Raw genomic sequence first — 24,051 nt, forward strand, 5'->3', positions numbered from 1 at the left:
AAATCGGGAGCGTATTCGGTATTAGCGACCGTTTCCAGCCGTTATCCCCATCTTAAGGGTAGATTATCCACGCGTTACTCACCCGTGCGCCACTTTACTCGCCCCGAAGGACTTTCACGTTCGACTTGCATGTGTTAAGCACGCCGCCAGCGTTCAATCTGAGCCAGAATCAAACTCTCCAGTTGATTGAAAACAACTAGCTTGCCCATATCTCTATGGGCTAAAACTCAAAGTTTCTTATTCCCAACTCGCTCTTCACTTGTCAAAGAACCAGAGGCCTTTGCCTCAGCCGCTGCGTTTCCGTCAGCGGCGAAGCGGGAATTTACCCCGCTCGGTCCAGCTTGTCAACAACTTTTTTTTCGAACCCCGAAGTTTTTTTTCGGAGCGCGCCGCGAGGGTTTCTCCCCGGCGCAGAAGCGGGAACTTATCCCGACCCCCTCTCGCTGTCAACCGCTTTCTTCTGCTTTTTTCAAAAAACTTGTTCGCCCCGCCGTGCCCGGCCTCTCGGCCCTGCCCGGCTCAGCGAGACATTCCGTCCCGCAGCGGCGAGAACGGGTTATGCACCTCCACGCCGCCTCTGTCAACGACTTTTTATTTTTTTTCTGATTTTTTTGCCCCACGATCCCCGTTTCTACCGTGTTTTCGCTCCGGTTAGAGCACCAAAAAATTGTACCTTGAAATTCCCCCTCAAGAATATCCGTCTTTGCCTCCAAAAGGCCGCTTTATCGGCATTCGGACAATGAAAAAGCCCCCCGCAAATCCGGCGGAGGGCTTTCCAAGCATTCTGGTGTCCGGCAAGTTACTGGATACGGACTTCCACGGTCGTGTTGTTGATTTTGACGACCTTGGCCGACACCGGGGCGCGGGTCAATTCAAATACAAGGCGGGTGCTCTCTTCATGGTGTCCCAGACGGATGCCCGAAATCCAGAGTTCCTTGGGCACGCGCGGCAGCTGGATGCCCCAGTTGCCTTGAAGGTCCACGACATAGCGGTTCGGGTCCTTGAGGAGCAGCGTCTTGGTCTTGATCGGGGCCGCGCCGGTCATGCGGAAGACCACGCTCTTGCCCAGCTCAAGCCGGGTCGCGGTGATCGCGGTCTGCCCCGCCGCCAGCTTCGCGGGGGCCTTGGTGGTCAGCACCACCACGCCTTCCTTCGCCTGTTCCTTTTCCTGCTTCGGTTCGGAAACCTTCGGCTGCGGCTTTTCGGCGGGCTTTTCCGCCACGGCCTTCTCAGCCTTCTTTTCCTGCTGAGGGGCCTTTTCCTCGGCTACGGGCTGCTTCGGCTTTTCCGTAAACGTATCGGCAGGCGCAATTTCACCCATCGGGGCCGGTGCGGGCTTTTCCGCCGAGACAGCGGGATCGGCTGCGGGAGCCGCCGTTTCGGGCGTATCCTTACCCGCCGGAGTTTCCTCATCGGGCGGGATCGCGGACATATCAAGCGGGGCCGCACTGCCGCGCAGCGTCCCGTTGTCGAGAGGAACCAGAACTCCGCCCTTATTCCCTTCCGAATCGCCCAGGGAAGGCAGCTTGGGAAGAGCGGGCATATCCTTCGAAAGGGAGCCCGTCACCATCTGGCCTTCGCTCGGGGGTTCATCCTGAACACGGAATTCCAACGCCGCGAGCACGGCGAGAGAAAGCATAAAAACCCCAATGATAAGCAGGGTTCTTGTACGATTCATGCGTCCAACGCTCCTTATTAAAAACCAAGGCTCCCGCTTCTGGAAAACGGATCCGAGCGTATCGTCCCTTCCCCGCGTCAACCTTGGAAAAATCACCGAAAGCCTGCGCCTCCGGCCTCTATGGAATGGAAACAGGGATACGCTTTTCCACACAAAATGCAATGTCCCCAAAGGGGAGCCGGAGTATGCCCGCGTAAAGAAGCATACTCCGGCCGGGCGTCATTCATCCATGAGAACTTACTTGGCGGACTTTTCCGGCAGCAGTGAGGCAAGGATGCCTATGGCCAGCAGCCCGATGACCACACCAAGGCTGATCAGCGGGGAAATGTGCACGATGCCCACCACGTCCAGAAGCATCTTCACGCCGATGTACGCGAGGATGATCACTACGGACTTTTCCAGGTGGCGCAGGTAACGCTTTCCGGCGGCGAGCAGGAAATACATGGACCGCAGGCCGAGGATGGCGAACACGTTGCTGGTATAGACGAGGAAGGGGTCGTGCGTGACGGCGATGATGGCCGGGACCGAGTCGAACGCGAACATCACGTCGGACACTTCCACCACAAACAGGCACAGGAACAGCGGCGTGGCCTTCCAGATCAGCTTGCCGGTAGTATCGGGGGCCTTCACGAAGAAATCGTGGCCGCTGAGCTGGTTGTGCACGGGGATGAAGCGCTTGGTGTACCGGACGGCCCAGTGCTCGGAGTAGTCGACGATTTCTTCCTTCTCGCCGCTGTGCATGGACTGCCACATCTTCCACGCCGTCCAGAGCACGAAGATGCCGAAACTCGCCAGCGCGTAGGGGCCGAACATCGCCACCAGGGAACTGCCCGCCGCCACGAAGATCAGGCGCAGGACCAGCGCGCCGAGGACACCGTAGTACAGAACCCGGTGCTGGAACGCGTCCTTCACCGCGAACGAACTGAAAATGGCCATGATGACGAACAGGTTGTCCACTGAAAGCGACTTTTCCAGCAGGTACCCGGTCAGGAAGAGCTGAACCTGTTCAGAGCCGAAGCTATATCCGATGTACCCTGCGAACACGAGCGCGAGGCCCACCCAGATACAGCTCCAGATGGCGGCGTTACGGGCGGAAACGGGCTTATCGGCCTGATGCGCGTGCAGGTCGCACCACAGACAGACGATGATGAGGACACAGAAAAGGACGACTTCCGTCACGGAATGCTCAACGACCATCGGAACCTCCGCAGGCGCGCCCCTTCAGGACGGGAAGAAGAGCGAACATCATGTTTTACTCCTTGTTGCGTTTGGTCGCCGGAGAAAACAAAAAAGACCCTCCGGCAACATGTGCCGTGAAGGTCTCACTCATCAAGTCAAAGCTTGATGGTAACGCCAGGCCGAAGCCATGCTGTTGACGTTACCCGGGTCTCAAGAACCCAGTTACTCCCCTTTACGTGGGAAGAAACATACAGCAGCCAAGCACCGTTGTCAACGGTTTCACCCCCGCCCCGAAACCTTCTCACGGCCTTCCGCCATGAGAAACACCCTGAACGGGAAGCCCGTATGCCCAAAAGCCGAAGGGGAAGCGTGGAAAACACGGCGGAAGGGAAGCCGTTTCAAAAAAGGCTCCCCTTCCGCTTCCGCCTTTAATCCGCGACCACAAAGTTGCCGGGATACTGCCTGTTCAGCTCGTCCGAGAGATCCTCAGCGCGGTTCAGCGAGTTGAACGGCCCGGCCTGCACACGCCAGAGCCCCAGAGAAGGCGCGTAGAACGCCCGCCCGCCGAGATTCCGGTTTTGCAGCCGCCGCACAAGATCCTGAGCCGAGGCTTGACTGCTCAGCGCGGCGATCTGGATGTAGAAGCTCCCGTTCATATCGCCGGGGGACGCGCCGCCAAAGGTTTCGATCGCCTCGACACGGACACGCGCCGTACCCGTGCCGATCATGCCCAGTTCCTTCGCGCTCGCATACGAAAGATCGATGATCCGATCCCCGACGAACGGTCCCCGGTCGTTGACGCGCACGACGATGGACTTTCCGTTCCTCAGATGCGTGACCCGCACCTTGGTCCCGAGCGGCAACAGTTTGTGTGCGGCGGTCATCGCATACATATTATAGCGTTCGCCGTTGGCCGTGGTTTTTCCGTGAAAATCCCTGCCGTACCACGAGGCGACCCCGTCTTCCCTATACCCGTCCGCCGACAGATAGGGCCTGTAGGTTTTTCCCCGCACCGTGTACGTCTTCGTCCCCCGCGTGCCGGACCCTCCTCCGCCGTAATCCATCAGTCCGCAGCCCGCCAAGGAAAAAGACAAAACGGCAAGGGCGGTAATACGGCAAAAAGAGGCGAAAGTGAAGGATATTGTACGCATAGCACCTCTTGGTTCTTGGGTTTCGTGTCCCTACTCTGCCATAGTTCCGCCCATTCGCCAAGTTCCGTCCTCCCCCCTTCTGCACTTTTGGTCCTCCACACATACATGGAAAGCGCACTGCCCTCGGAAGGTGAGGAGGCCACAGGAAGGGCTCCTCCATTGGACGGTTAATTCATTTAGAAAAGTTCCTATTTACGATAATACGGGTTTTCTTTTTCCGAAAAAAATTCCTCCCTTTGCGGTTTCCAACAGGCCGTTCTTATCCGCCATGATCATTGAAAAATCATGTAGAGAAAAATATGTACAGTTTTTTAAACCTGATAGCGGAAAAACAACAAAACCATCCGCTATCCCACCGTAACCGCTCCTTTTTGTAGCTGATTGGCTGAGGCGTCCTCAAAAAAATCCAACGACTCGACAGCTTTTGCCCGGGATGCTAACGTGCTTCCTTCTTTCCGCAATGACATCACGACCGGGGCGAACTCCCCTCCGCTATGCATACGGCCCCTGTAAACAAGGAATCCTTCATGACGCTCAAACCTTCGTATTTGTCTTACAGCGCAGCAAAAAGGCTTGCTCTTTTCTCCCCCCTCCTTTGCCTCCTTCTCCTCACCGCCTGCGCTCCACAACAATCCGGCTTGCAGCACCACCAGTATTCCATCGTCCGCTATCAGGATTCCTTGACGGCCCTGCATGACTATCGCCCCCCGACACGCGAAGCGCTTTCCTACACGGCCCGCCGCGAACTCCAGACAGCCGGCGCCGCCGTCAGCCAGAACGGTTCCAACGTCCGCTTCACTCCCATCCCCGATGAAGAATTCGACGACGGCGACATTGAAGTCACGCCGGAACTGCTCAAGGAACCGTCGCTCTACCCGGCTCTTTCGCTCATCCAGCCCATCAAGGAAACTATCCGGGTCACGTCGTCCTTCGGCCCCCGCAAGCATCCCGTCAAACGCAGGCGGCTCATGCACGCGGGCGTGGATATCGCCGGAAACCGCGGGGAAAAAGTCGTTGCTTCCGCGCCCGGCAAAGTCGTGTACAGCGGCCGCAAAGGTTCCTATGGCCTGACCATCGACATCGATGCCGGAAAAGGCGTCACCCTGCGTTATGCCCATCTGGACAAACTCGGAGTCCGGAAAGGCCAGAAGGTCAAGCAAGGCCAGTATATCGGCAATCTCGGCAGGACCGGGCGGGTTACGGGCCCTCACCTGCACTTTGAAGTGCGGCTCCGCGATAAGCCGATCAATCCGATGCAGTTCCTCACGCACGAACACCAGTGGGCATCAAACACAGGAACCAAACAGCGCAAACGCAGCGGCAACCTTTGATCCACCCTTCCGGGGGGCGGCTCCGATGAAGGGGCCGCCCCTTTTTCTGTATCAGAGCATGGTTGAAACCTTGCGCGCTTCATCATAAAAAAGCGGCACGCACGGTGTTCGGAAGCGCACCTCACGGTGTACGGCGTTTTCCCCATCCCTCTCCGGCGGGGAAGAACAACAGGCAAGGCCCCATCCCCTCCGCAGACCAGACCATTCCCCCGAATTCCCTCCAAACAGTTCAAGGATGCCCCATGAGCGCATACAGCCTTCCTGTACTCATGTACCATTACGTCAGCCGATTTCCGGGGGCTATCGCCGTCAGCCCGGAACATTTTGAAGACCAGTGCCGAGGCATGGCCGAATACGGCTGGCGCGGGATCGGCCTTGATGAAGCGGAGGGTTTTCTGCTGAAGGGCGCACCGCTGCCGCCGCGTTCCCTGCTGATCACCTTTGACGACGGGTACCTGGACAATTACGTCTACGCATGGCCCATCCTGCGGAAATACGGGCACAAAGGCGTCGTCTTTGCCGTCACCGAACGGATGGAGGCTGAAAAAAAATGCCGCCCGACCCTTGCCGACGTCTGGGAGGGGTTGCCTCCGTCCAGCCTCCCTCCCGTGGATGCGCCCATGCACGACACCCCCTTCGGCTATCAGGTACGCCGCGATATGTTCTTTTCCTGGGAAGAAGCCCGACACATGGAATCCAGCGGCTTCATGTCCGTGGCCGCGCACTCCGCCCGCCACCTCGCCGTTTTCGCCGGCCCGGAATGGGGCCCGGTGAACCGCCACGACAGGCACCAGAAGCCCGCCTCCGCACTGGAAGCCGCCGGGCAACGCTTCCACGTCCCCGGAACGCGGGCAAACACGTTCAACGCGGTCGACTTCCCCGAAGTCTGGGGCCTGCCCCGCTTCAAAGAACGCCCCTTCCTGTACAGCCGGGCATTCATCCCTTCCCCTGATCTGGTCGCCGCCGTGCAGCGCCTCGTGCCGCAAGAACCGGCGGAGGCCCGTACTTTCTTTCAATCGGCGGGAAATGTAGCCGCGCTGGAAACGCTTGTAGCGGGATTTTCCCCGGATCGATTGGGTACGCTGGAGAGCGAAGCGGCCCGCCGCAGCCGTGTGCACGAAGAACTGGGCGCCTGCGCGGAAACGCTCCGCCGGGAACTGGGGCATCCTGTGCGCTCGCTGTGCTGGCCGTGGGGAAGCGGGTCCGAGGTTGCGCGGGAAGAGGGGAGGAAAGCCGGATTTTCCGTATTCTTCACCACCCGCATGGGAGCCAACCCGCCTGCCGCGCCCGAGGCCGTGCACCGCTTCAAAGTACGCGACGCGGGGTGGAGCTGGCTCAGGCTCAGGCTGGAAATCTATTCGAGGCCGTGGCTGGCCCGCCTGTACGGGGCGTGCCGGATCTGATCTCTAACCTCTAGACAAAACGGCTTCCGGATGTCATGTCTGCCGCAAAATCATTCGGAACAGGATTTCCCATGTCATACTTCGTCCGTTTTCTCCTGCTGTGCTGTACCGTTGCGCTGGCGATACCCACGTACGCCAACGCCCTGAACGAGCGCGACGCCGTGGTTTCCCGGCAAACCGGCAAGCTTCAGATTCGGGTTCATTACCCGATAACCGGCAATGCCCGCGTGGATGCCGATGTGGCCGACTGGGCGCATCAGGCGGTGGACACGTTCCAGAATACCTATGGCGAAGAACCGGATCTGGGCGTGCCCTACGAACTCGAAACGACCTACAGCACGACCCGTTCCACGCCGTCCGTCCTTTCGATAGTCTGGAAGACCGCCAGCTATACCGGCGGCGCGCACGGCAACCTGGAAATAACCACGACGACCTATGATATGAAGAGCGGCGCGCTCATCGATTTGTATGACGTATTCGAAAATCTGGATACGGCGCTCGACGTCATGAGCCGCTACTGCACCAAGGCCCTGACCAAATCCCTCGGCGACATGTACAACGACGACATGCTCCGCAGCGGCACCGCCCCCGAAGCCGAAAACTTTTCCAGCTTTGCGCTCACGCCCGAGGGCATACGCATTTTCTTCCAGCCGTATCAGGTGGCTCCGTGGGCCGCCGGGTCGCAGGTCGTGGACATCCCCCTCGACGCGCTGGCTGACGCCGGGCCGCGCCTTTCGCTCTGGGGCAAATAACACCGTTCCGTCAAGCGTATCCTTTTCTTACCCCACACCTCATCGTGCTGAAACAGGGCCCCCCGCCATGTTTTCCAAGCCAGGGCCGCTCCACGCAAGGGCGGCCTGACTTTTTCCTGCAGCCCAAAAGAGAAAGGCGGGAACATCGCTCCCGCCTTTCTCTAAAACGGCACAGACCGCCCGCTCGATAGTCTCGGGGACCTTTGAAAGCTGTACCGTTTCAAAGGTACTCCATTCCCGTGAGCGGAACCCGTCGGTGCCGAAGCCCGGCAAAGCCTTACGCGTTGCCGTCCTTGGCCTGCTGCAAGTCGGCGAGGAACAGCTCGCACCATTGATCGAAATTCTTCGGGTCCTGATCCAGCGCTTCCACGTTGTCGTTGAGCCACTGGTGGAAACGCCCCACCATATTCTGGAATTCGTTGTGCTCCAGCACGGCGAGGCTCTGTTCCCCAAGCGAGGATCGCGCATAGCCGAGAACGGCGGAACAGGCCATGTCCGCATCCACGATGGTCCCGTTGAGCTGGGCGATCAACCCCTCGTATTCGGGGTAATCCTCCACAAGTTCGCTGACCGTCTCCGCGGGGATCTGGATGCAGAAATCCCCTTCCTCGTCTTCCTCAATCCAGGAAAAACGGAGCCATTGTTCAAAAATAACGGCATTGAGCAGAGTGGACATCGCCCCTTTCATTTCATCGGAAAGGGCTGAAGATGGCGTGTTCATGAAAACTCCTTAGAGGGAAATATCCTTTACTATGGTCACCCGGGGCTCCAAGGTCAAGGGTTTCACCGGAATCCGGCGGGCGTTTTCTTTTTCCGCGAAAAAGCATACCGTCGCTCGGCGCCATGCCTCCTTTTCCATCCGGCATGTCCGCCCAGGCACCCATAACGGTGCCGGACCTTCCCGTAATCCGTCAAACAGATAAGGAACACGCGTGCAGAACTACGCATCCATCATAGCCCAAGAACTGAATATACGCCCACAGCAAACCGAAGCCGTCATCCGCCTGCTCGACGAGGACGCCACGGTCCCCTTTATTGCCCGCTACCGCAAGGAAGCCACGGGGAGCCTCGACGAAGTGGCGGTCACCGCCATCCGTGATCGCCTCGCCGCCCTGAAGGAATTGGACAAACGGCGCGAAGCCATCCTCGCCTCGCTGGAGGAACGCGGCCTCCTCACGCCCGAACTGCGTGCCAAGGTCGAAGCCGCCGATGCGCTGACCGTCCTTGAAGACATTTACCTGCCCTACCGCCCCAAGCGCCGCACCCGCGCCTCAATGGCGAAGGAGCGCGGCCTCGAACCGCTGGCCGATCAGCTGGCCCGTCAGGATCGCACCCTCCCCGAAGCGATGGCCGCCGCCTATGTAGACGCCGAAAAGGGCGTGCCGAATGCGGAAGCGGCGCTTGCCGGAGCGCGTGACATCCTCGCGGAGCGCTTCGCCGAGGATCAGCCCGCCCGCGAACGCCTGCGTAAACTCTTCGGGCGCGAAGGGCTCATGCGGAGCAAAGCCGTTTCCGGCAAGGAAGAGGTTCCCGACGCCGCCAAGTACCGCGACTATTTCGCGTGGGACGAACCCGCCGCGCAAGCCCCTTCCCACCGCATCCTCGCCATGTTCCGGGGCGAAGAGGAAGGCTTCCTGCGCCTCTCCCTGCGCCCCCGCAATGAGGAGCAGGCGCAGGACCTCTTGGCCCGCCTCTTCGTCCGCAACGACGGCCCCTGCGGGCGCGAAGTGCGCGCAGCCGCGCTGGACGGCTACGGGCGGCTTCTCGCGCCCGCGCTGGAGACCGAACTCCGCAACCAGCTCAAACAGCGCGCCGACGCCGAATCCATCCGCGTGTTCGCCGAAAACCTGCGCCAGCTTCTGCTTGCCCCGCCCCTCGGCGCTCAGAACATCCTCGCCGTGGACCCCGGTTTCCGCACCGGCTGCAAAATCGTCTGCCTCAACCGTGAAGGGAAACTGCTCGAATACGCGACCATCAACCCGCACGCCGGATCGGACAAGGCACGCACCGAAGCCGGGGAAACGCTCCTCCGCCTCGCCAAGAAACACGGCGCGGAAGTCGCCGCCGTGGGCAACGGCACCGCCGGGCGCGAAACCGAAACCTTCATCCGGGCGCTCCCCGGCTGGAGCATCCCCGTGGTCATGGTCAGCGAAAGCGGGGCTTCGGTCTATTCCGCCTCGGAGGCGGCCCGCGCCGAGTTCCCGGATCTCGATCTCACCTACAGGGGCGCGGTGTCCATCGGCCGCCGCCTCGCGGACCCGCTGGCGGAACTTGTCAAGATCGATCCCAAATCCATCGGCGTGGGGCAGTACCAGCACGACGTCAACCAGTCCGAACTCAAGCGCTGCCTCGACGACGTGGTCGTCAGCTGCGTCAACGCCGTGGGCGTGGATCTGAACACTGCCAGCGAGCAGCTCCTCACCTACGTTTCCGGCCTCGGCCCCACGCTCGCCCGCAATATCGTGGCTCACCGCCACGAAAACGGCCCCTTCCAGACCCGCCGGGATCTTCTCAAGGTGCCCCGCCTCGGCCCCAAGGCCTTTGAGCAGTGCTCCGGCTTCCTGCGCATCCGGGACGGCAAGCAGCCCCTCGACGCCAGCGCCGTGCACCCGGAAGCCTACGCCGTGGTCGAGCGCATGGCCAAGGATACGGGCACAACCGTCCGCGAACTCATGCAAAGCCCCGAACGCCGCAAAGCCATCCGCCTTTCCGACTATGTCACGGACAAGCTCGGCCTGCCCACGCTCACCGACATCATGAAGGAACTGGAAAAACCCGGACGCGACCCGCGAGGCCCCTTCAAGCCCTTTTCCTTTGCCGAAGGCGTGAGCACGATGCAGGATCTCAAACAGGGCATGAAGCTGCCGGGCATCGTCACCAATATCACAGCGTTCGGCGCGTTTGTGGACATCGGCGTGCATCAGGACGGGCTCGTCCACATCAGCCAGCTGGCGAACCGCTTCGTGCGCGATCCCAACGAAGTCGTCAAAGTGCATCAGGAAGTGCTCGTCACCGTGCTCGACGTGGACATCCCCCGCAAGCGCATTTCCTTGACGATGCGCGGAGAATAGGAAAAAAGGCAGGGAAGCGGAGGGGCAGCGGGATGTTGTCCCTTTGCGTGATGAATCCCAAAGAACGGAACTCGCCGGACAGCTCGGCACACGTTCCGAAAAAGTTCCTCCGGGACAGGTCCGGACGGGCATGAAGACAAAAACAGCACCAGCGGCGACGCCCGCCGCCATCCAAGGAGATCGTATGAAGACCGTTGTAGTCAAACCGGAATTTGCCGGACTGACCGAGGAGCAGGTCATCGACGCCATCGATGCCTATGAAGCACAGGTTGATGAATATTACGCCAACAAAGGCGATGAGGAAGAATGCGGTTGCGGATGCAGCCACGACGAAGGGAGCTGCGAAGACAGCGATGACGACGTCATCCCCTCCGACGATCCCATCGTGCTGGAAGTGGAACGCCTGATCGCCGCCTATTCGGACCGTTTCGACGAATTGTGCAAAGAAAACGGCGAAGTCCCCGAAGAGGCCCTCACCTACAAACCCCGCACGCCCATCGAGCAGGTCGCCTTCGACATCTTCACCGATGCCCTGCACGACTCCCTCATGGACGAAGACGACGAGTAAAACGACGGAAGGGACCTCAAACGAGGTCCCTTCTTTTTCATGGGGGGGCCGTCTCCCGGGCGGCAACAGCCCAAAGCCTTTTCGAAACCGCGACCGGCTCCAGAAAATCGTCTCCGCAGGCGGCCTCCGCCGAAGCATCAGGACATCTGCTGCTTGAGCTTCAGAATCCGCCTCCACGACGCCTCAAGCCGGGCACGGGAAATGGTTCCGTCCTCGACGGCCCGGACGATGACGGCCTGAACCTTGGCGACGATAGCGGGATCATACTCCAGATTATTGCCGAACAGCAGGATGTCCGCTCCGGCCCCGATGGCCCGAAGCACCACTTCCTCCAGCGTGTATTCGGCGGCGATGGCATCCATTTGCAGGTCATCCGTCACCACCACACCGTCATATCCCAGACGCCCGCGCAGCAGCCCGTTGATGACGGAAGGCGACAGCGTGGCCGGAAAGGCGGGATCGAGCCCGGCGTGGAAAAGGTGCCCCGTCATTACCATACGCTGCCCCGGACGCCCGAGCGCGGAGCGGTATGGAGACAGTTCGCGCTCGCTCCATGTCGCGCTGATGTCCGTGACCCCTTTATGCGAATCCGCACGCGCACTGCCGTGTCCGGGAAAATGCTTGAAAACCGCTACGATGCCCGCGTCGTTCAGGCCGTCCGCAAAAGCCGCCCCATGCGCGGCGACGGCCTGCGGATCAGCCGAAAAACTGCGTCCGAGACGGCCTATGGCCGGGGAAGCGGGATACACATTCACATCCAGTACGGGCGCGAAATTGAGATTGACCCCGAGCTCCCGCAACATGCGGCCCATGCCGAGGGCCGTGCGGCGCGTGGCATCGGGCGTGCCCCGGCCCAGCTCCGCGGCCGAAGGGTACGCCGGAAAACCGTCGCCCGGCTGGAAGCGGGCCACCTTGCCGCCTTCCTGATCCACGGCGACAAAAAGCGGATGCCCCGCAGAGGCCCCTCGCAGCGCGGCGATCAGCCGTTTCACTTGCGCCGCATCGCGGATATTGCGAGGGAGCTTGGCGTTGCGCGCATCCCGTTTGAACAGGATCACCCCGCCCAAGTGGCGGGCCTGAATATCTCTAAGGATAGCTCCGCATTCCTCAGGCTCCTGCCCTTTGAAACCCACGAGCAGCATCTGCCCCGCCATTTCTTCGACGGAAGGGGCGGCAAACGCGGCGGCACCTCCCCAAAAGCACAGGAAAAAGCCGCACAGGACAAGGCAGCCCATTCGCCAGAGCCGAACAACTCTAAGACACGCGTGCAGAAACATATTGCTATCCAAGTGAATTTACGCCAGAAAAAGACCTGCCGTCCGGGCACGCCGTCACGATTTCCCGTGATCTCCAAGGGCCTTCGGGTCCGTGTCGCCGGGCTTCTTCGAAGGTGCCGCTTCCACGGTATATTCGTCAGGGGACAGCTCATACGTGTCGGGATCGTCCCGGCGCACACGGTCGGCATTCCCCGCCCCAGCTCCGGGAATGTTGGTATAAATGATAAACCGGCTGCCGTCCTCACCGTACTGCACGTTCTTGCGGGCCCGGCGCATGGCCAGCCCAAACACGACGAACAGCACCAAAAACACAAAAAAGGCGACGACGATCCCCACGGTGGCAAGCAGGAACACAAGCCCCGCCACCACCACGGACGTAGCGCCGGCGATGATCCATCTCAAAAAATCAGGCATGGGAGAATACTCCAATCGGTTGCGTTGACTCCTCTGTTTTAGGGAGATAAAGCCTCCACCACGAAATGACAAGCCCGCCTTCCGATCCTCTTTGCCGCAAAGGACCCTCAAATGGTATCGCACGACCTGCTCAAACGCTTTTCCGCCGGATTCCAGCGCTTCCAAAAGACATGGTATTGTCCTGAAAACAATATTTATGAAGACCTCCGCGTCGGCCAGCATCCCTACGCCCTCGTCATCGCCTGCAGCGACTCCCGGGTTGACCCTGTCCTGCTCCTTGACGCGACGCCCGGCGATCTGTTCGTCATCCGGAACGTCGCCAACCTTGTCCCTCCCTACGAACCGGACTCCCATCACCACGGCGTCAGCGCCGCGCTGGAATACGCGGTCCGCCACCTGCACATCGGCCACATCATGGTCATGGGGCACGCGAAATGCGGCGGCTTTACCAGCCTGCTTGAAGCTTCGCACAGCGACGACGAATTCCTCAACATCTGGATGAACCTCGCCTGCCGCGCCAAGGCCGAGGTGGACAGCTCCCTGCCCGGGGCCGATCCTGACGAACGGCAACGGGCCTGCGAAATGTGGGGCGTGCGTTTCTCGCTGGACAACCTCATGGGGTATCCGTGGATCAAGAGCGCCGTCGATGGGGGCGAGCTGCTCCTGCACGGCCTGTACTTCGATATGGGCTCAGGCGAACTGCTCTACTTCGACGCGGAAAGCGAAACCTATGTGCCGATGGTCAATGCCTGCGCTTCCGGCACCTCATCTGTGAAGAGGCGGTAGAAGATTGGAAATTGGGGAAGGAAGATGGGCTCTTCCTGAATGAGAAGCCCTCTCCTTTTCCAAACCTGCCAACGGAACCCATCCCTCTCCCACCGGAGGCTTTTTCCTTTATCGAATCCCTGCCCCCGGTTCCGGGGAACGCCGTAACCCGTCACCGCGATATTATGAGGCGCGAGGTGTGGTGCCGAGGTACGCACGGGCGGGCCCGATAAAAAATAGTTACATCTCATGTAAGGTTGCCGGTATGCTCCGGACGGGCCCCCATTGTGGGGGCCCGCCACGGCGTTCCGTGGCTCACGTCCTATCTGGGAGAAAAAACTATGCGTACCGCCTCGTTGACTGTCCTTGCGCTCGTTGCGGCGTTTTTGTTTTCCGTCCTGCCCGCTCAGGCCGCTATGGATCACGGCTCCGGCGCCGCCCACTATTCGGATCGCGCCTTCCTTTCCGGCATGATCGCGCACCATGAGGGCGCGGTGGATATGGCCAAAGTCTTCCTTGCAACCCCAAAGAAAGATCAAGATCCTCAGGTTACGGCATGGGCCGACGACGTGATCAAGGTGCAGGAAAAAGAAATCGCCGAAATGAAGGAGCTGCTGAAGCCTCTCGGCGGCATCGAAGAATCGGCCTACGCGCCCATGAAGAAGGCCATGCAGCACATGCTCGAAGAGGGCAAGAATCTGGGCGCGAACATGCGTTTTGTGGAGCTCATGCTGCCGCACCACGCGATGGCGCTGGAAATGTCCGTCCCCGCCCTCCTCGGCTCCAACAATCCTCAGATCCTCAACCTCGCTGAGAACATCATTATCAGCCAGGCCAAGGAAATGCGCCAATTCAAGGCGTGGATAGCCGAACATCACAAGAAGTAGTTTCGTATACGAATATTTATTTCGAAAACGAATCTTTTCCATTCCCCTCCAACAAAAAAATCGACACGAAAACGTCACAACACAACCCATTTTGATCTCAGCATAAAGACGCTTGCATACCGGTCAGCAAAAGAAAAGGATCGGTGTACAAGCGTCTTTTTTCGCGCTAGCTTCCCGCGAAAAAAATGGGGGGGCTTCATGTCTTTCGAAATCATTCTTCTCATACTGCTTGCCGCTTTGCTCCATGCTTCATGGAATGCCGTCATCAAGGGCGGCTCCAACAAGCTCTATGAAACGGGGCTCAACTGCTTCGGCGGAGGCGTCGGCGTTTTGTTCATCGTCCCTTTCCTCCCCTTTCCGGCGCTGGAAAGCCTCAAGTTCCTGGCCGGCTCCTGCACCGTCCATATCGCTTACTACCTCTGTATCGCCGTAGCCTACCGCAATGTGGACATGTCGTTCGCCTATACCATCATGCGCGGCACGGCCCCGCTCCTGACGTCCGTTTTCATGCTCCTTTCCGGCCATGAAATGCCGCTTGCCGGGTGGCTCGGCATCCTGTGCCTGTGCGCCGGCGTCCTTACCCTGACCCGCGACAACATTAAGAACGGCAAGTTCAACATCAACGGCGCGCTGGCCGCCGTGGGAACCGCCGTCGTGATCATGGGCTACACCCTTTTCGACGGCTACGGCGCCCGGGCCAGCGGGAATCCCATCAGCTACGTATGCTGGCTCTACGTCATCAACACTTTCCCCATCAACGTCATCCTGCTGCTGAGACAGCGCAAAACCTACATCCCCTATTTCTGCAACCGCTGGAAACACGGCCTGTTCGGCGGCCTGTGCAGCCTCGGCTCCTACGGCGTAGCCCTTTGGGCCATGACCAAGGCCCCCATAGCGATGGTCGCGGCCCTGCGTGAAACATCCGTCATTTTCGGTATGCTCCTCGCCGTATTTTTCCTTGGGGAAAAATTTTCCGCGGTCAAACTCCTTGCCGTCGTCCTCGTCGCTACCGGTATTTTCTTCATGCATTAAAATAAATTCTCCCCGCAGCTACATACACCCAACCGGCCTTGCCAATACTTCCACACAACGGGACGCCCACCGCGCAGCCTCCCCACCAATCGAAAGTCTTTGAAAGGGGAAAGGAGGGGGTCGGGGAGGGAAGGGGGAAACGTTCTGAAGAACGTTTCCCCCTTCCCTCCCCCGGTATTCTATCCACCTCTCCGCAAAAGGTTGACAGCAAGAGCCGAAGGCCTCACAACAACCGGATCGGTTTTGACGCCCATAACCTTAACCCCCATAACACCCTATGAGTTTCCCAGAACTGTTCGCCATTGCCGTTGCACTGGCCATGGATGCTTTCGCCGTGTCGGTCTGTGCGGGCTGCGCCCTCAAACGGGTGACGGTCGTGCATTTTTTGCGCCTTTCGCTGACGTTCGGCTTTTTCCAGTTCCTGATGCCCGTGATCGGATGGGCCCTTGGCTTGACCGTGCGCGGATTCATCGAATCGTGGGATCACTGGATCGCCTTCGCGCTGCTGGCATGGATCGGCGGCAACATGATCCGGGGCGGCGGAGACGATTCCGAAGACGGGGAAAGCTGTTCGGTTGATCCCACCAAAGGACGCAAGCTGCTCATCCTCGCGGTGGCGACCAGTATCGACGCCCTGGCCGTGGGGCTTTCCTTCTCTCTCCTCAACATAAACGTATGGGGGCCGTCCACCCTGATCGGCGTGGTCTGTGCCGTCATCACGGCCCTTGGCCTGCTGGCGGGAAAAGGGCTCGCACATGCGGACATTTTTGGCCGACGCGCCGAACTTGTGGGCGGCTGCGTCCTTATCGGCATCGGCCTGAAAATCCTTTATGAGCACGGCGTACTGAGCTGACGCCCTAACGCTCTTTCCGTGAACGGCCGCAAAGGGGCGGCCATTTCCCCGGAGTGTTTTCATGACTACCGAAACCACGCACCACGAAGCGCATTCCGAAAAACAACACGCGGCCCTCTCGTCTTTGTTCTGGGCGCTGTTCCTGACGCTCATCAAACTCGGAGCCGGGCTCGCCACCAACAGCCTCGGTATCCTTTCCGAGGCCCTGCACAGCAGCCTTGACCTTGTAGCCGCGGGCATCACCTTCTTCGCCGTCCGCGTCGCGGCCCGCCCCGCGGACGAAACCCATCCCTATGGCTACGGCAAGATCGAAAACCTTTCCGCGCTGGCGGAAACGGTCCTGCTGCTCGTCACCTGCGGCTGGATCGTGCACGAAGCCGTCAACCGGCTCTTCTTCGACGCCCCCGAAATCACCCCGTCATGGTGGGGCGTGATCATCATCCTCATTTCCCTGCTCGTGGACGTCAACCGGGCCGCCATGCTCCGCCGCGTCGCCCAAAAGCACAAAAGCCAGGCGCTGGAAGCCGACGCCCTGCATTTCACCACGGACATCTGGTCCTCCGGAGTCGTGCTCGTCGGCCTGCTTTGCGTGCAGGCCAGCGAATACCTTCCGGCGGACAGCCCCTTCCGGAGCATTTTGCATATGGCGGACGCCATCGCCGCGCTGTTCGTTTCGGGCATCGTCGTCGTTGTGGGCTTCCGGCTCTCCCGCCGGGCCGTGACCATGCTGCTTGACGGGGGCGGCAAGGAACATTCCGAGGCCCTGGAACAGGCTCTCGCCAAGCAGCTCCCCCTCTGCCGGGTGCGCCGCCTGCGCGTGCGCGAAAGCGGTGCCGACGTGTTTATGGACATCACGGTCGAAGCCCCCGCCACCCTGCGCCTCGACGCCGCACACGACGTATCCTGCGTGATTGAGGACATCGCGCACGAAATCGTACCCTCCGCCGATATTACCGTACACGTCGAACCCGCGCAGGAAGAAACGGAAAGTATGCTCCAGCTCGTCCGCACGGTTGCCGCCGCGCACAAGCTTTCCGTCCACAACCTGATCCTTTCCGAACAGAGCGGAGGGCTCCTCGTGTTTCTGCATGTGGAGGCGTCTCCGGATATGACGCTGCGCGAAGCCCACGAATACGTCGTGATGTTCGAGAAAGCCCTCGGCAAGCGCCTCAACACAACCCGCATCGAAACGCACATCGAGCCGGAAGATCGCCTCTGCGCTCCGGAAAACGCCCTGCCCTTCGACGCGGATCTCCATTATGTGCGCGCCGCCGTGGACAGCATACTCCCGGAATTTCCGATGGTGTCCAATGTGCACGACCTGCGCCTGACGCATATGGGCGGGACGCCGCTGGTCAGCTTCCACTGCATCATCGACGGCGATCTGTCCCTTGCCGCCGCCCACGATGTCGCCACGGACATGGAACGCCGCCTCCGCACCTGCGCACCCAAGCTCGACCGCATCCTCATCCACACGGACCCGTCCGCCCTTATCGTCATGTCTGAGGAGAGATAGCGGCGCTTGCCTTAACCTGTTTGGGAAAGACGAAAGACAGACGACAAAAAACGGAGGACGCAGAAACGTCCTCCGTTTTTCATTCAGGAAAGCTGGGAGCAGGGATTCAATAAGGCCAAAGTGTTGCTGGAGGGGGTCCGGGGAGGGAGCACTTTTTCAAAACGCCCTCCTCCGCTCCTCTTGAAAAACTTACACGACCCCGTGTTCGCCGGGGCGCTCGTATTCCACCTTCTTGCGGGCCACCATATACTGGCGGGTATCGCCGAGCAGGAGCAGGATCGGGTTGGAGACGAAGACGGAAGAGAACGTACCGATAAACACGCCGAGGCTCATGGTCAGCGCAAAGTCGTGGATCGCACCGCCGCCAAGGATCGTCAGGCTCAGGGCGGCGATCAGGGTCGTCGCCGAGGTCATGATCGTACGGCCAAGGGTCTGGTTCACGCTCAGGTTGATGATGTCGGCCAACGGGGCGGGGTTGTCTTCCGGCTGGTTCTGGAGGTTTTCGCGGATACGGTCATACACGATGATGGTGTCGTTGAGCGAGTAGCCCACGAGCGTCATCAGCGCCGCGATGATGTTCAGGTCGATCTCTTTGCCCATCATCGCCAACAGCCCCAAGGTGATCAGGACGTCGTGCAAAAGCCCCACGATGGCGCCGAGGGCATAATTCAACTTGAGCTTCCAAGAAATGAGCAAGGTCAGCGCCAAGGCACCGATCACCCGGTATACCATGTCCATCCCGAGGAAGCCCATGACGTACATGGCCGAACCGAGAACCGCCGCCATGAGCGCGGCGATCATCCAGCGCTGTTCGAAGCGCCCGGAAATGTACACGGTAATCAGCAGGATGGCGAAATACATGGCCTCAAGCGCCGCATTCCGCAAATCCGCGCCGACCTTGGGTCCCACCATCTCCAGACGCTGGATGCTGGCCGGGTTGCCGGCAAAACTCTTTTCCAGCGAGGAAAGGATATTGCTGCGGATGCCTTCGCTGGTCAGGTTCGGCGTGGAAAAACGGACCAGATAATCGCGCCCGTCCTCGCCGTACTGCTGGATAGCCAGACCGGGCAGTTCCATCTCGGCCAGCGATTTTTTGATATCTTCGTCGGCCACCGGCTTTTCAAATTGAAGCTGGACCGCCGCGCCGCCGGCAAAGTCGACGCCATACCGCAGGCCGCCATTCATAAAAATGGTGATCAGCCCCACCAAAATAAGAAGCGCAGACAGACCGTAGGCATAATGCCGCATACCTACGAAATCTATTTTTGTCTGCTTGCTGAATATATGAAGACTCATGCCAGAACTCCTCGTATCTTAAAGCTCGAGATACATCCAACGACGGATACGCACCAGCCGGGCGGCTAGATGCTGAGCTTCTTCCCGTCGTTTCCACCAAGCCAGAGCCCAAACGCCGTGCGCGAGACGAAAATGGCCGTAAACATGGACGCCACGATACCGAGGCTCAAGGTTACGGCGAATCCCCGCACGGGGCCGGTGCCAAACTGATACAGGATGGCGGCGGCAATGATGGTGGTCAGGTTGGAGTCCACAATGGAAATGGTCGCGCGATCAAACCCCACGGCCACGGCCTCAAGCGGTTTCAGGCCTTGCCGTATCTCTTCGCGGATACGTTCAAAAATAAGCACGTTGGCGTCCACGGACATGCCGATGGTCAGCACGATGCCCGCAATGCCCGGCAGGGTCAGGGTCGCGCCGAAGGCGGCGAGCCCGGCCATGAGCATGGTGATCGTGAAGACCAGCATGACGTCGGCCAGCAGCCCGGCCAGCCCATAGTACAACGGCATCACGACCATGACGGCGATGCCGCCCACCGCGGCGGCCAAAATGCCGCTCTCGATGGATTCCTTCCCGAGGGAAGGGCCGACCGTGCGTTCTTCAAGCACGGTCACGGGCGCGGGAAGCGAGCCAGCACGCAGCACGATGGCAAGGTCCTGCGCCTCGGTGGGCGTGAAACTGCCGGTGATGCTGGCCTTGCCGCCGCCGATGCGGCTCTGGATGGTGGGGGCGCTGTGCACCTTGCCGTCAAGCACGATGGCCATACGCTTATGGATGTGCTCGCCGGTGATGCGCTCGAACATGGCCGCGCCGCGCGAGTTGAAGGAAAGCCCGACGCTCGGCTTGTTGTCGCGGTTGTCGAAGGTGGGACGGGCATCAGCCACGTCCTCGCCGGTCATGAGCGGTTCCTTGTCCAGCGCGATCATGCTTTCGGAGGTGGAACCGTCGGGACGGACCGTCACCATGGGGAACAGGGCCACACCGGGGGGCAGGATACCCTGCGGGTTCACGTCGTCGCGCACGAGGTGGAACGTCAGCTGGGCGGTTTGGCCCACAAGCTGGATGGCGCGCTTGGAATCGGTCAGGCCGGGCAACTGGATCTGAATGCGGAAATCGGCCTGCTTGCGGATATCCGGTTCGGCGACGCCGAACTGGTCGATACGGTTGCGGATGGTGCGGACAGCCTGATCAAGGGCCATTTCCTCGATCTTCGCTTTGGCGGCGGGCGTAAAGGCCGCCGTAAAACGCAGCCCTCCGCCTTCCACCTGTGTGGGCGAGTCAACGGCAAGCTGCGGAAAATCTTTGGAGAGCAGCTCCTGGAGCTCGGTCCGCTGTTCGGCTCTGGGCAGCAAAAATTCAAGGCGATTGTCCGGGGTCAGGCGCGAGCGCAGGACGGTGATCCCCTTTTCGGAAGCCTGAGCGCGCAGCTCCTGCCCGGTCAGCGAAAGGGAATTGCTTACGGCTTTGTCCACTTCCACGCCAAGGGTCAGGTGCATCCCGCCCTTCAAGTCAAGCCCGAGGCTTATCCGCGCGTCCGGCAGCAGATTGCCCAGAGACGATCCGCCGACGCCCGGCAGGCTCGGCAACACATAAACGATGCTGGCCAACAAAACCAGCAGCGAGACGACTATCCGCCAACTCAACGATTTCATGGTGTTCCCCTGAGAGCATCAGATTCGGCCCATCCGCCCGCCCCCCGGCCGGATCTGCACTGTCGTTATGCGTACGGCCCCTGTTTTCCCCGATGAGGCCATACGGCGCGGAACGCTCCGCGCATAAAATGAAGAAAGGCAGACATACGCCCGCCGGGATCGACGGAACGCATGTCTGCCGGCAAAGCAAAAGAACCTACTTCTCTTCCTTCACGGCCTTGGAACGGGGATCCATCACGCTCACGACATAGGCGCGGCCGAGGCTTACCGTGGTGCTGCCGAGATCAATGGAGAGGATGTCGCCGTCGATGTCCACGACACGACCCACGAGGCCGCCGGTGGTCAGGACCTGATCACCCTTCTTCAGAGCTTCCAGCATGGCTTTATGCTGCTTGGCGCGTTTCTGCTGGGGACGGATGAGCAGGAAGTAGAAGATGGCGAGCATGGCGATAAGAGGAACAAACTGCATGAGGGCGTCAGCGCCGCCAGCCTGACCGGCACCGGCCGTACCCATCGCATGAGCAACAGAAGCAAACATGAGGCCTCCTGGGGCAAAAAGGGGTTAAAGACATAGTGAAAGAAGGCCCATAATTACGGCTAGGGCCACAAAATCCATATACTATAGCGTCTATCCAAGCTTGGCAAGTACGGAAATCCCCGCAGCACAAGCTATTCGGGCTTGCCGGACACCGTTTTTTCAAACGCCCCCGACTTCCAGATATAACGCACAGATTTGGCTACAGGCACGTCGACGAGGCCCGCAGGCCCCCAGAAGAGCGGCCGTACATCCAATCCGTCATCTTCAAGGCAGAACATGAACGCCGGGGAAACATCCGCCGCAAGCCGCTGCCCTGAGGCCAAAAAATCGGAAAGCTGCGGGTCATCCGGCGGATTGGCCGGCACGAATCCACCGGTGGCGTCTTCCTGCCAGAGCTCAAGGGCGCACATGGCGCCCCCGTCCGTCCCTAGTGCGGCAAGCAGCCTGTCCCCTCCCCGGAAGACACGCAGCCCCACCCGCGTCTCGCCAAAAGGCCGCGATACCAGTACGAGGCGATCGGCGTCGAACCGCTCCACCTCCCAAAATTCGCTTGCCCCCTGCTCGATCAGCCGGAGCTTTTCATCTTCGGAAAGGCCTTCCGGCGTATTTTCAAACAAGGTGATCGGCAACTGGGCAAAAATATCCAACGCCGTCAGTTCCCGCGCCTGCACGGACCGCGCCGACAGCAAGAGACAGGCCGCGCACAGCAGCATCCAGAATCCGTCTTTCATTTTCCGCTCCGTCATGCGTTCCCCCCGCCCTCCGGCGGCGTCCGATGCAACGCATGAAAGCACGCCGGACCATCCATATCCACAGGAAAAGTGCCTTTTTCCGTTTTCAGGGCCCGTTCCCGCTCGACAAAACGGGCGAGCGTCATGCCCTTGAGAAACATCCGCATGTGATCATCCAGCTCCCGCCAGAACCATCTTGTGGGGCAGACGCCTTCCCGTTCGCAGCTTTTTGCCCCGTGCAGGCATTCCACCGGAGAAATGTGCCCTTCCAAACGCTCGAAGACCTCGTCCATACGGATGGCGTCCGGGGATTTCGCAAGCGCATACCCTCCCTTGGCCCCGCGTGCGGAACGCAAAATACCCGCAGGGCGCAAGACGCGTACGATCTGCTCGAGATACTTGACGGAAACGCCTTCCTCGCGGGCGATTTCCGCCAACTGGACACAGGACCCCGCAGGCCGTCCCGCCAAATTGATCAAAAAACGGAGCCCGTATCGGGTGCGAGTCGAATAACGCATGCTTTCCCCCTAAAGGACCACACCCTCCGGATCGGCTCAGATCTCTCCAAGAGCCTGATCGAGATCCTCAAGAATGTCGTCGATGTGTTCGATACCGATGGACAACCGGATCAGTTCCGGCGGCAATCCCGCGTCACGCTGCTGTTCTTCGCTGAGCTGCGCGTGACTTGTGCTCGCTGGATGGAGCGCAAGGCTCTTGGCATCGCCCACGTTGGCGAGATGCGAAAAGAGGCCGAGTTTTTCGATGAACCGCTGGCCAGCAGGCTGGCCTCCCTGAATCCCGAAAACGACCATGCCCCCGAACCCGTTGCGCAGCATACGGCAAGCCGCGGCATGGGCGGGATCGTCGGGCAGCCCCGGATAGCGGACCCACGCCACTTTCGGGTGCTGCTTGAGATGATAGGCGACCTTCAGCGCATTGGCGCAGTGCCGCTCCATGCGCAGCGGCAGGGTTTCCAGCCCCTGCAGGATCATCCACGCATTGTCCGGCGAAATGCAGGCCCCAAGATTCCGCAGGGGGACCAGCCGCATCCGCGTGATGAACGGCGGATACCCTTCCGGCAGATCATATCCCCATCGCAAGTAATGATAACTGGCATCGGGCTCGACGTACAGAGAGAAACGGCTGTCCGTCCAGTCAAATGTACCGCCGTCCACGACGATGCCGCCGAGAGCCGTGCCGTGCCCCCCAAGCCATTTCGTCAATGAATGCACTACAATATCAGCACCATGCTCAAAAGGCCGAAGCAGATACGGCGTGGCGAAGGTCGCGTCCACAACCAGGGGCAGCCCATGCCGCTTGGCGATGGCGGATACCGCATCCAGATCCGCGACGTCCAGCGCGGGGTTGCCGATGGCCTCCACGTACAAGGCGCGCGTCCGCCCGTTGACGGCGGCTTCCATCTTGTCAAAATCCTGCGGCTTCACGAAGCGTGTGGTGATCCCGAACTGGGGCAGGATGTCGTTGAACAGGGTGAACGTTCCGCCGTACAGGTTGTTCGCCGAGACGATTTCGTCCCCCTGCTTCGCCAGATTGACGATCGTCGAAAAAATGGCGGACGTACCCGACGCCGAAGCCAACGCCCCGACACCGCCCTCCAACAGGCTCATACGTTCTTCCAGCATGGCCTGCGTGGGGTTGCCGAGCCGCCCGTAGACATTCCCCTGTTCGGCAAGGCCAAAAAGTTTGGCGGCGTGCTCCGCGCTCTTGAAGAGGTAGCTGCTGGTCCGGTAGACCGGGACTCCCCTCGACAGCGTCGTAGGATCAGGATGTTGCCCGCCATGAACGGCGAGCGTTTCAAAACGGATAGGCATTATTGTCCTCCGTACCCGGCACAAGGCCGGAACCGTCGTTTCGGGAAAATGTCCTGAGGCGGCCCTCCCCGGGCCCCCGCGCATACCGGGCGGCATCCTCCCCTTGGAGAGGATCTCCGTACCTA

Annotated in this window: 22 protein-coding genes and 1 rRNA gene; 10 read left to right on the plus strand and 13 right to left on the minus strand. The window is 60.1% G+C overall.

Going from position 1 to position 24,051, the window contains the following annotated elements; translation table 11 throughout:
- From T370_RS0108330 to T370_RS0108350, 4 genes are all read right to left on the minus strand, one after another.
- Nucleotides 1–185: ribosomal RNA gene (locus tag T370_RS0108330) — 16S ribosomal RNA — on the minus strand; the annotation flags it as partial.
- Between the two features lie 614 nt (nucleotides 186–799).
- Nucleotides 800–1,678, minus strand: a complete 879-nt coding sequence (locus T370_RS0108335; RefSeq protein WP_029435451.1) for an AMIN domain-containing protein — start codon at nucleotides 1,676–1,678, stop codon at nucleotides 800–802.
- A 237-nt stretch (nucleotides 1,679–1,915) separates the two neighbouring features.
- Nucleotides 1,916–2,875 (minus strand): TerC family protein, encoded by a 960-nt coding sequence (locus T370_RS0108340; RefSeq protein ID WP_005025642.1) that lies wholly within the window; start codon nucleotides 2,873–2,875, stop codon nucleotides 1,916–1,918.
- Between the two features lie 410 nt (nucleotides 2,876–3,285).
- Nucleotides 3,286–4,008 carry a septal ring lytic transglycosylase RlpA family protein gene (locus T370_RS0108350; RefSeq protein ID WP_005025640.1) on the minus strand — a complete coding sequence of 241 codons (723 nt, stop codon included), beginning with the start codon at nucleotides 4,006–4,008 and terminating at the stop codon, nucleotides 3,286–3,288.
- 527 nt (nucleotides 4,009–4,535) lie between these two features.
- Here T370_RS0108350 and T370_RS0108360 point away from each other — a divergent pair.
- The 3 genes from T370_RS0108360 to T370_RS0108370 all read left to right on the plus strand — a co-directional run bounded on the left by T370_RS0108360 (nucleotide 4,536) and on the right by T370_RS0108370 (nucleotide 7,494).
- Nucleotides 4,536–5,339 (plus strand): M23 family metallopeptidase, encoded by an 804-nt coding sequence (locus T370_RS0108360; RefSeq protein ID WP_029435452.1) that lies wholly within the window; start codon nucleotides 4,536–4,538, stop codon nucleotides 5,337–5,339.
- Nucleotides 5,340–5,581: 242 nt separating this feature from the next.
- Nucleotides 5,582–6,742 (plus strand): polysaccharide deacetylase family protein, encoded by a 1,161-nt coding sequence (locus tag T370_RS0108365; protein WP_029435453.1) that lies wholly within the window; start codon nucleotides 5,582–5,584, stop codon nucleotides 6,740–6,742.
- Between the two features lie 71 nt (nucleotides 6,743–6,813).
- The gene (locus T370_RS0108370; RefSeq protein WP_005025633.1) at nucleotides 6,814–7,494 is read left to right on the plus strand and encodes a DUF3298 and DUF4163 domain-containing protein; all 681 of its coding nucleotides are present in this window, start codon (nucleotides 6,814–6,816) and stop codon (nucleotides 7,492–7,494) included.
- A 277-nt stretch (nucleotides 7,495–7,771) separates the two neighbouring features.
- On the opposite strand, the gene T370_RS0108375 is transcribed toward T370_RS0108370, so the two are convergent.
- Nucleotides 7,772–8,215, minus strand: coding sequence for a hypothetical protein (locus T370_RS0108375; protein WP_005025630.1), 444 nt, complete (start codon nucleotides 8,213–8,215; stop codon nucleotides 7,772–7,774).
- A gap of 211 nt (nucleotides 8,216–8,426) precedes the next feature.
- Here T370_RS0108375 and T370_RS0108385 point away from each other — a divergent pair, with 211 nt between their 5' ends.
- Nucleotides 8,427–10,565, plus strand: coding sequence for a Tex family protein (locus tag T370_RS0108385; protein WP_029435454.1), 2,139 nt, complete (start codon nucleotides 8,427–8,429; stop codon nucleotides 10,563–10,565).
- Between the two features lie 184 nt (nucleotides 10,566–10,749).
- The gene (locus T370_RS0108390) at nucleotides 10,750–11,133 is read left to right on the plus strand and encodes a hypothetical protein (RefSeq protein WP_005025626.1); all 384 of its coding nucleotides are present in this window, start codon (nucleotides 10,750–10,752) and stop codon (nucleotides 11,131–11,133) included.
- A 137-nt stretch (nucleotides 11,134–11,270) separates the two neighbouring features.
- Here T370_RS0108390 and T370_RS0108395 read toward each other — a convergent pair whose 3' ends face one another.
- Complete coding sequence (locus T370_RS0108395; protein WP_029435455.1) at nucleotides 11,271–12,410, minus strand: glycoside hydrolase family 3 protein; 1,140 nt, start codon at nucleotides 12,408–12,410, stop codon at nucleotides 11,271–11,273.
- A 54-nt stretch (nucleotides 12,411–12,464) separates the two neighbouring features.
- The gene (locus T370_RS0108400) at nucleotides 12,465–12,824 is read right to left on the minus strand and encodes a hypothetical protein (protein WP_029435456.1); all 360 of its coding nucleotides are present in this window, start codon (nucleotides 12,822–12,824) and stop codon (nucleotides 12,465–12,467) included.
- Between the two features lie 111 nt (nucleotides 12,825–12,935).
- On the opposite strand from T370_RS0108400, the gene T370_RS0108405 reads away from it, so the two are divergent.
- The 5 genes from T370_RS0108405 to T370_RS0108425 all read left to right on the plus strand — a co-directional run bounded on the left by T370_RS0108405 (nucleotide 12,936) and on the right by T370_RS0108425 (nucleotide 17,877).
- Nucleotides 12,936–13,610: a carbonic anhydrase gene (locus T370_RS0108405; protein WP_005025620.1), complete on the plus strand. Its 675-nt coding sequence runs from the start codon at nucleotides 12,936–12,938 to the stop codon at nucleotides 13,608–13,610.
- Nucleotides 13,611–13,930: 320 nt separating this feature from the next.
- Nucleotides 13,931–14,476 (plus strand): DUF305 domain-containing protein, encoded by a 546-nt coding sequence (locus tag T370_RS0108410; RefSeq protein ID WP_009733651.1) that lies wholly within the window; start codon nucleotides 13,931–13,933, stop codon nucleotides 14,474–14,476.
- A 198-nt stretch (nucleotides 14,477–14,674) separates the two neighbouring features.
- On the plus strand, nucleotides 14,675–15,508 hold the full coding sequence (locus T370_RS0108415) for a DMT family transporter (protein ID WP_005025614.1): 834 nt from the start codon (nucleotides 14,675–14,677) through the stop codon (nucleotides 15,506–15,508).
- A 277-nt stretch (nucleotides 15,509–15,785) separates the two neighbouring features.
- Nucleotides 15,786–16,361 carry a manganese efflux pump MntP gene (locus T370_RS0108420; RefSeq protein WP_029435457.1) on the plus strand — a complete coding sequence of 192 codons (576 nt, stop codon included), beginning with the start codon at nucleotides 15,786–15,788 and terminating at the stop codon, nucleotides 16,359–16,361.
- A gap of 61 nt (nucleotides 16,362–16,422) precedes the next feature.
- Nucleotides 16,423–17,877, plus strand: a complete 1,455-nt coding sequence (locus tag T370_RS0108425; RefSeq protein WP_029435458.1) for a cation diffusion facilitator family transporter — start codon at nucleotides 16,423–16,425, stop codon at nucleotides 17,875–17,877.
- Between the two features lie 189 nt (nucleotides 17,878–18,066).
- Here the strand turns inward: T370_RS0108425 and secF are convergent, their stop codons facing one another.
- The 6 genes from secF to T370_RS0108455 form a co-directional block, all read right to left on the minus strand.
- Entirely contained in the window at nucleotides 18,067–19,173 is a 1,107-nt protein-coding gene (gene secF, locus T370_RS0108430) for a protein translocase subunit SecF (protein WP_005025608.1), read from the minus strand.
- Between the two features lie 65 nt (nucleotides 19,174–19,238).
- Nucleotides 19,239–20,825, minus strand: a complete 1,587-nt coding sequence (gene secD, locus T370_RS0108435) for a protein translocase subunit SecD (protein ID WP_005025606.1) — start codon at nucleotides 20,823–20,825, stop codon at nucleotides 19,239–19,241.
- Between the two features lie 196 nt (nucleotides 20,826–21,021).
- Nucleotides 21,022–21,363, minus strand: a complete 342-nt coding sequence (gene yajC / locus T370_RS0108440) for a preprotein translocase subunit YajC (protein ID WP_005025604.1) — start codon at nucleotides 21,361–21,363, stop codon at nucleotides 21,022–21,024.
- Between the two features lie 131 nt (nucleotides 21,364–21,494).
- The gene (locus tag T370_RS0108445; protein ID WP_005025602.1) at nucleotides 21,495–22,094 is read right to left on the minus strand and encodes a hypothetical protein; all 600 of its coding nucleotides are present in this window, start codon (nucleotides 22,092–22,094) and stop codon (nucleotides 21,495–21,497) included.
- An 11-nt stretch (nucleotides 22,095–22,105) separates the two neighbouring features.
- Nucleotides 22,106–22,612 carry an RrF2 family transcriptional regulator gene (locus T370_RS0108450; protein ID WP_029435459.1) on the minus strand — a complete coding sequence of 169 codons (507 nt, stop codon included), beginning with the start codon at nucleotides 22,610–22,612 and terminating at the stop codon, nucleotides 22,106–22,108.
- 36 nt (nucleotides 22,613–22,648) lie between these two features.
- Nucleotides 22,649–23,926 (minus strand): O-acetylhomoserine aminocarboxypropyltransferase/cysteine synthase family protein, encoded by a 1,278-nt coding sequence (locus T370_RS0108455; protein ID WP_029435460.1) that lies wholly within the window; start codon nucleotides 23,924–23,926, stop codon nucleotides 22,649–22,651.
- Nucleotides 23,927–24,051: the final 125 nt, after the last annotated feature.

Origin of the sequence: Bilophila wadsworthia ATCC 49260 (assembly GCF_000701705.1) — a bacterium.
GTDB lineage: Bacteria > Desulfobacterota > Desulfovibrionia > Desulfovibrionales > Desulfovibrionaceae > Bilophila > Bilophila wadsworthia.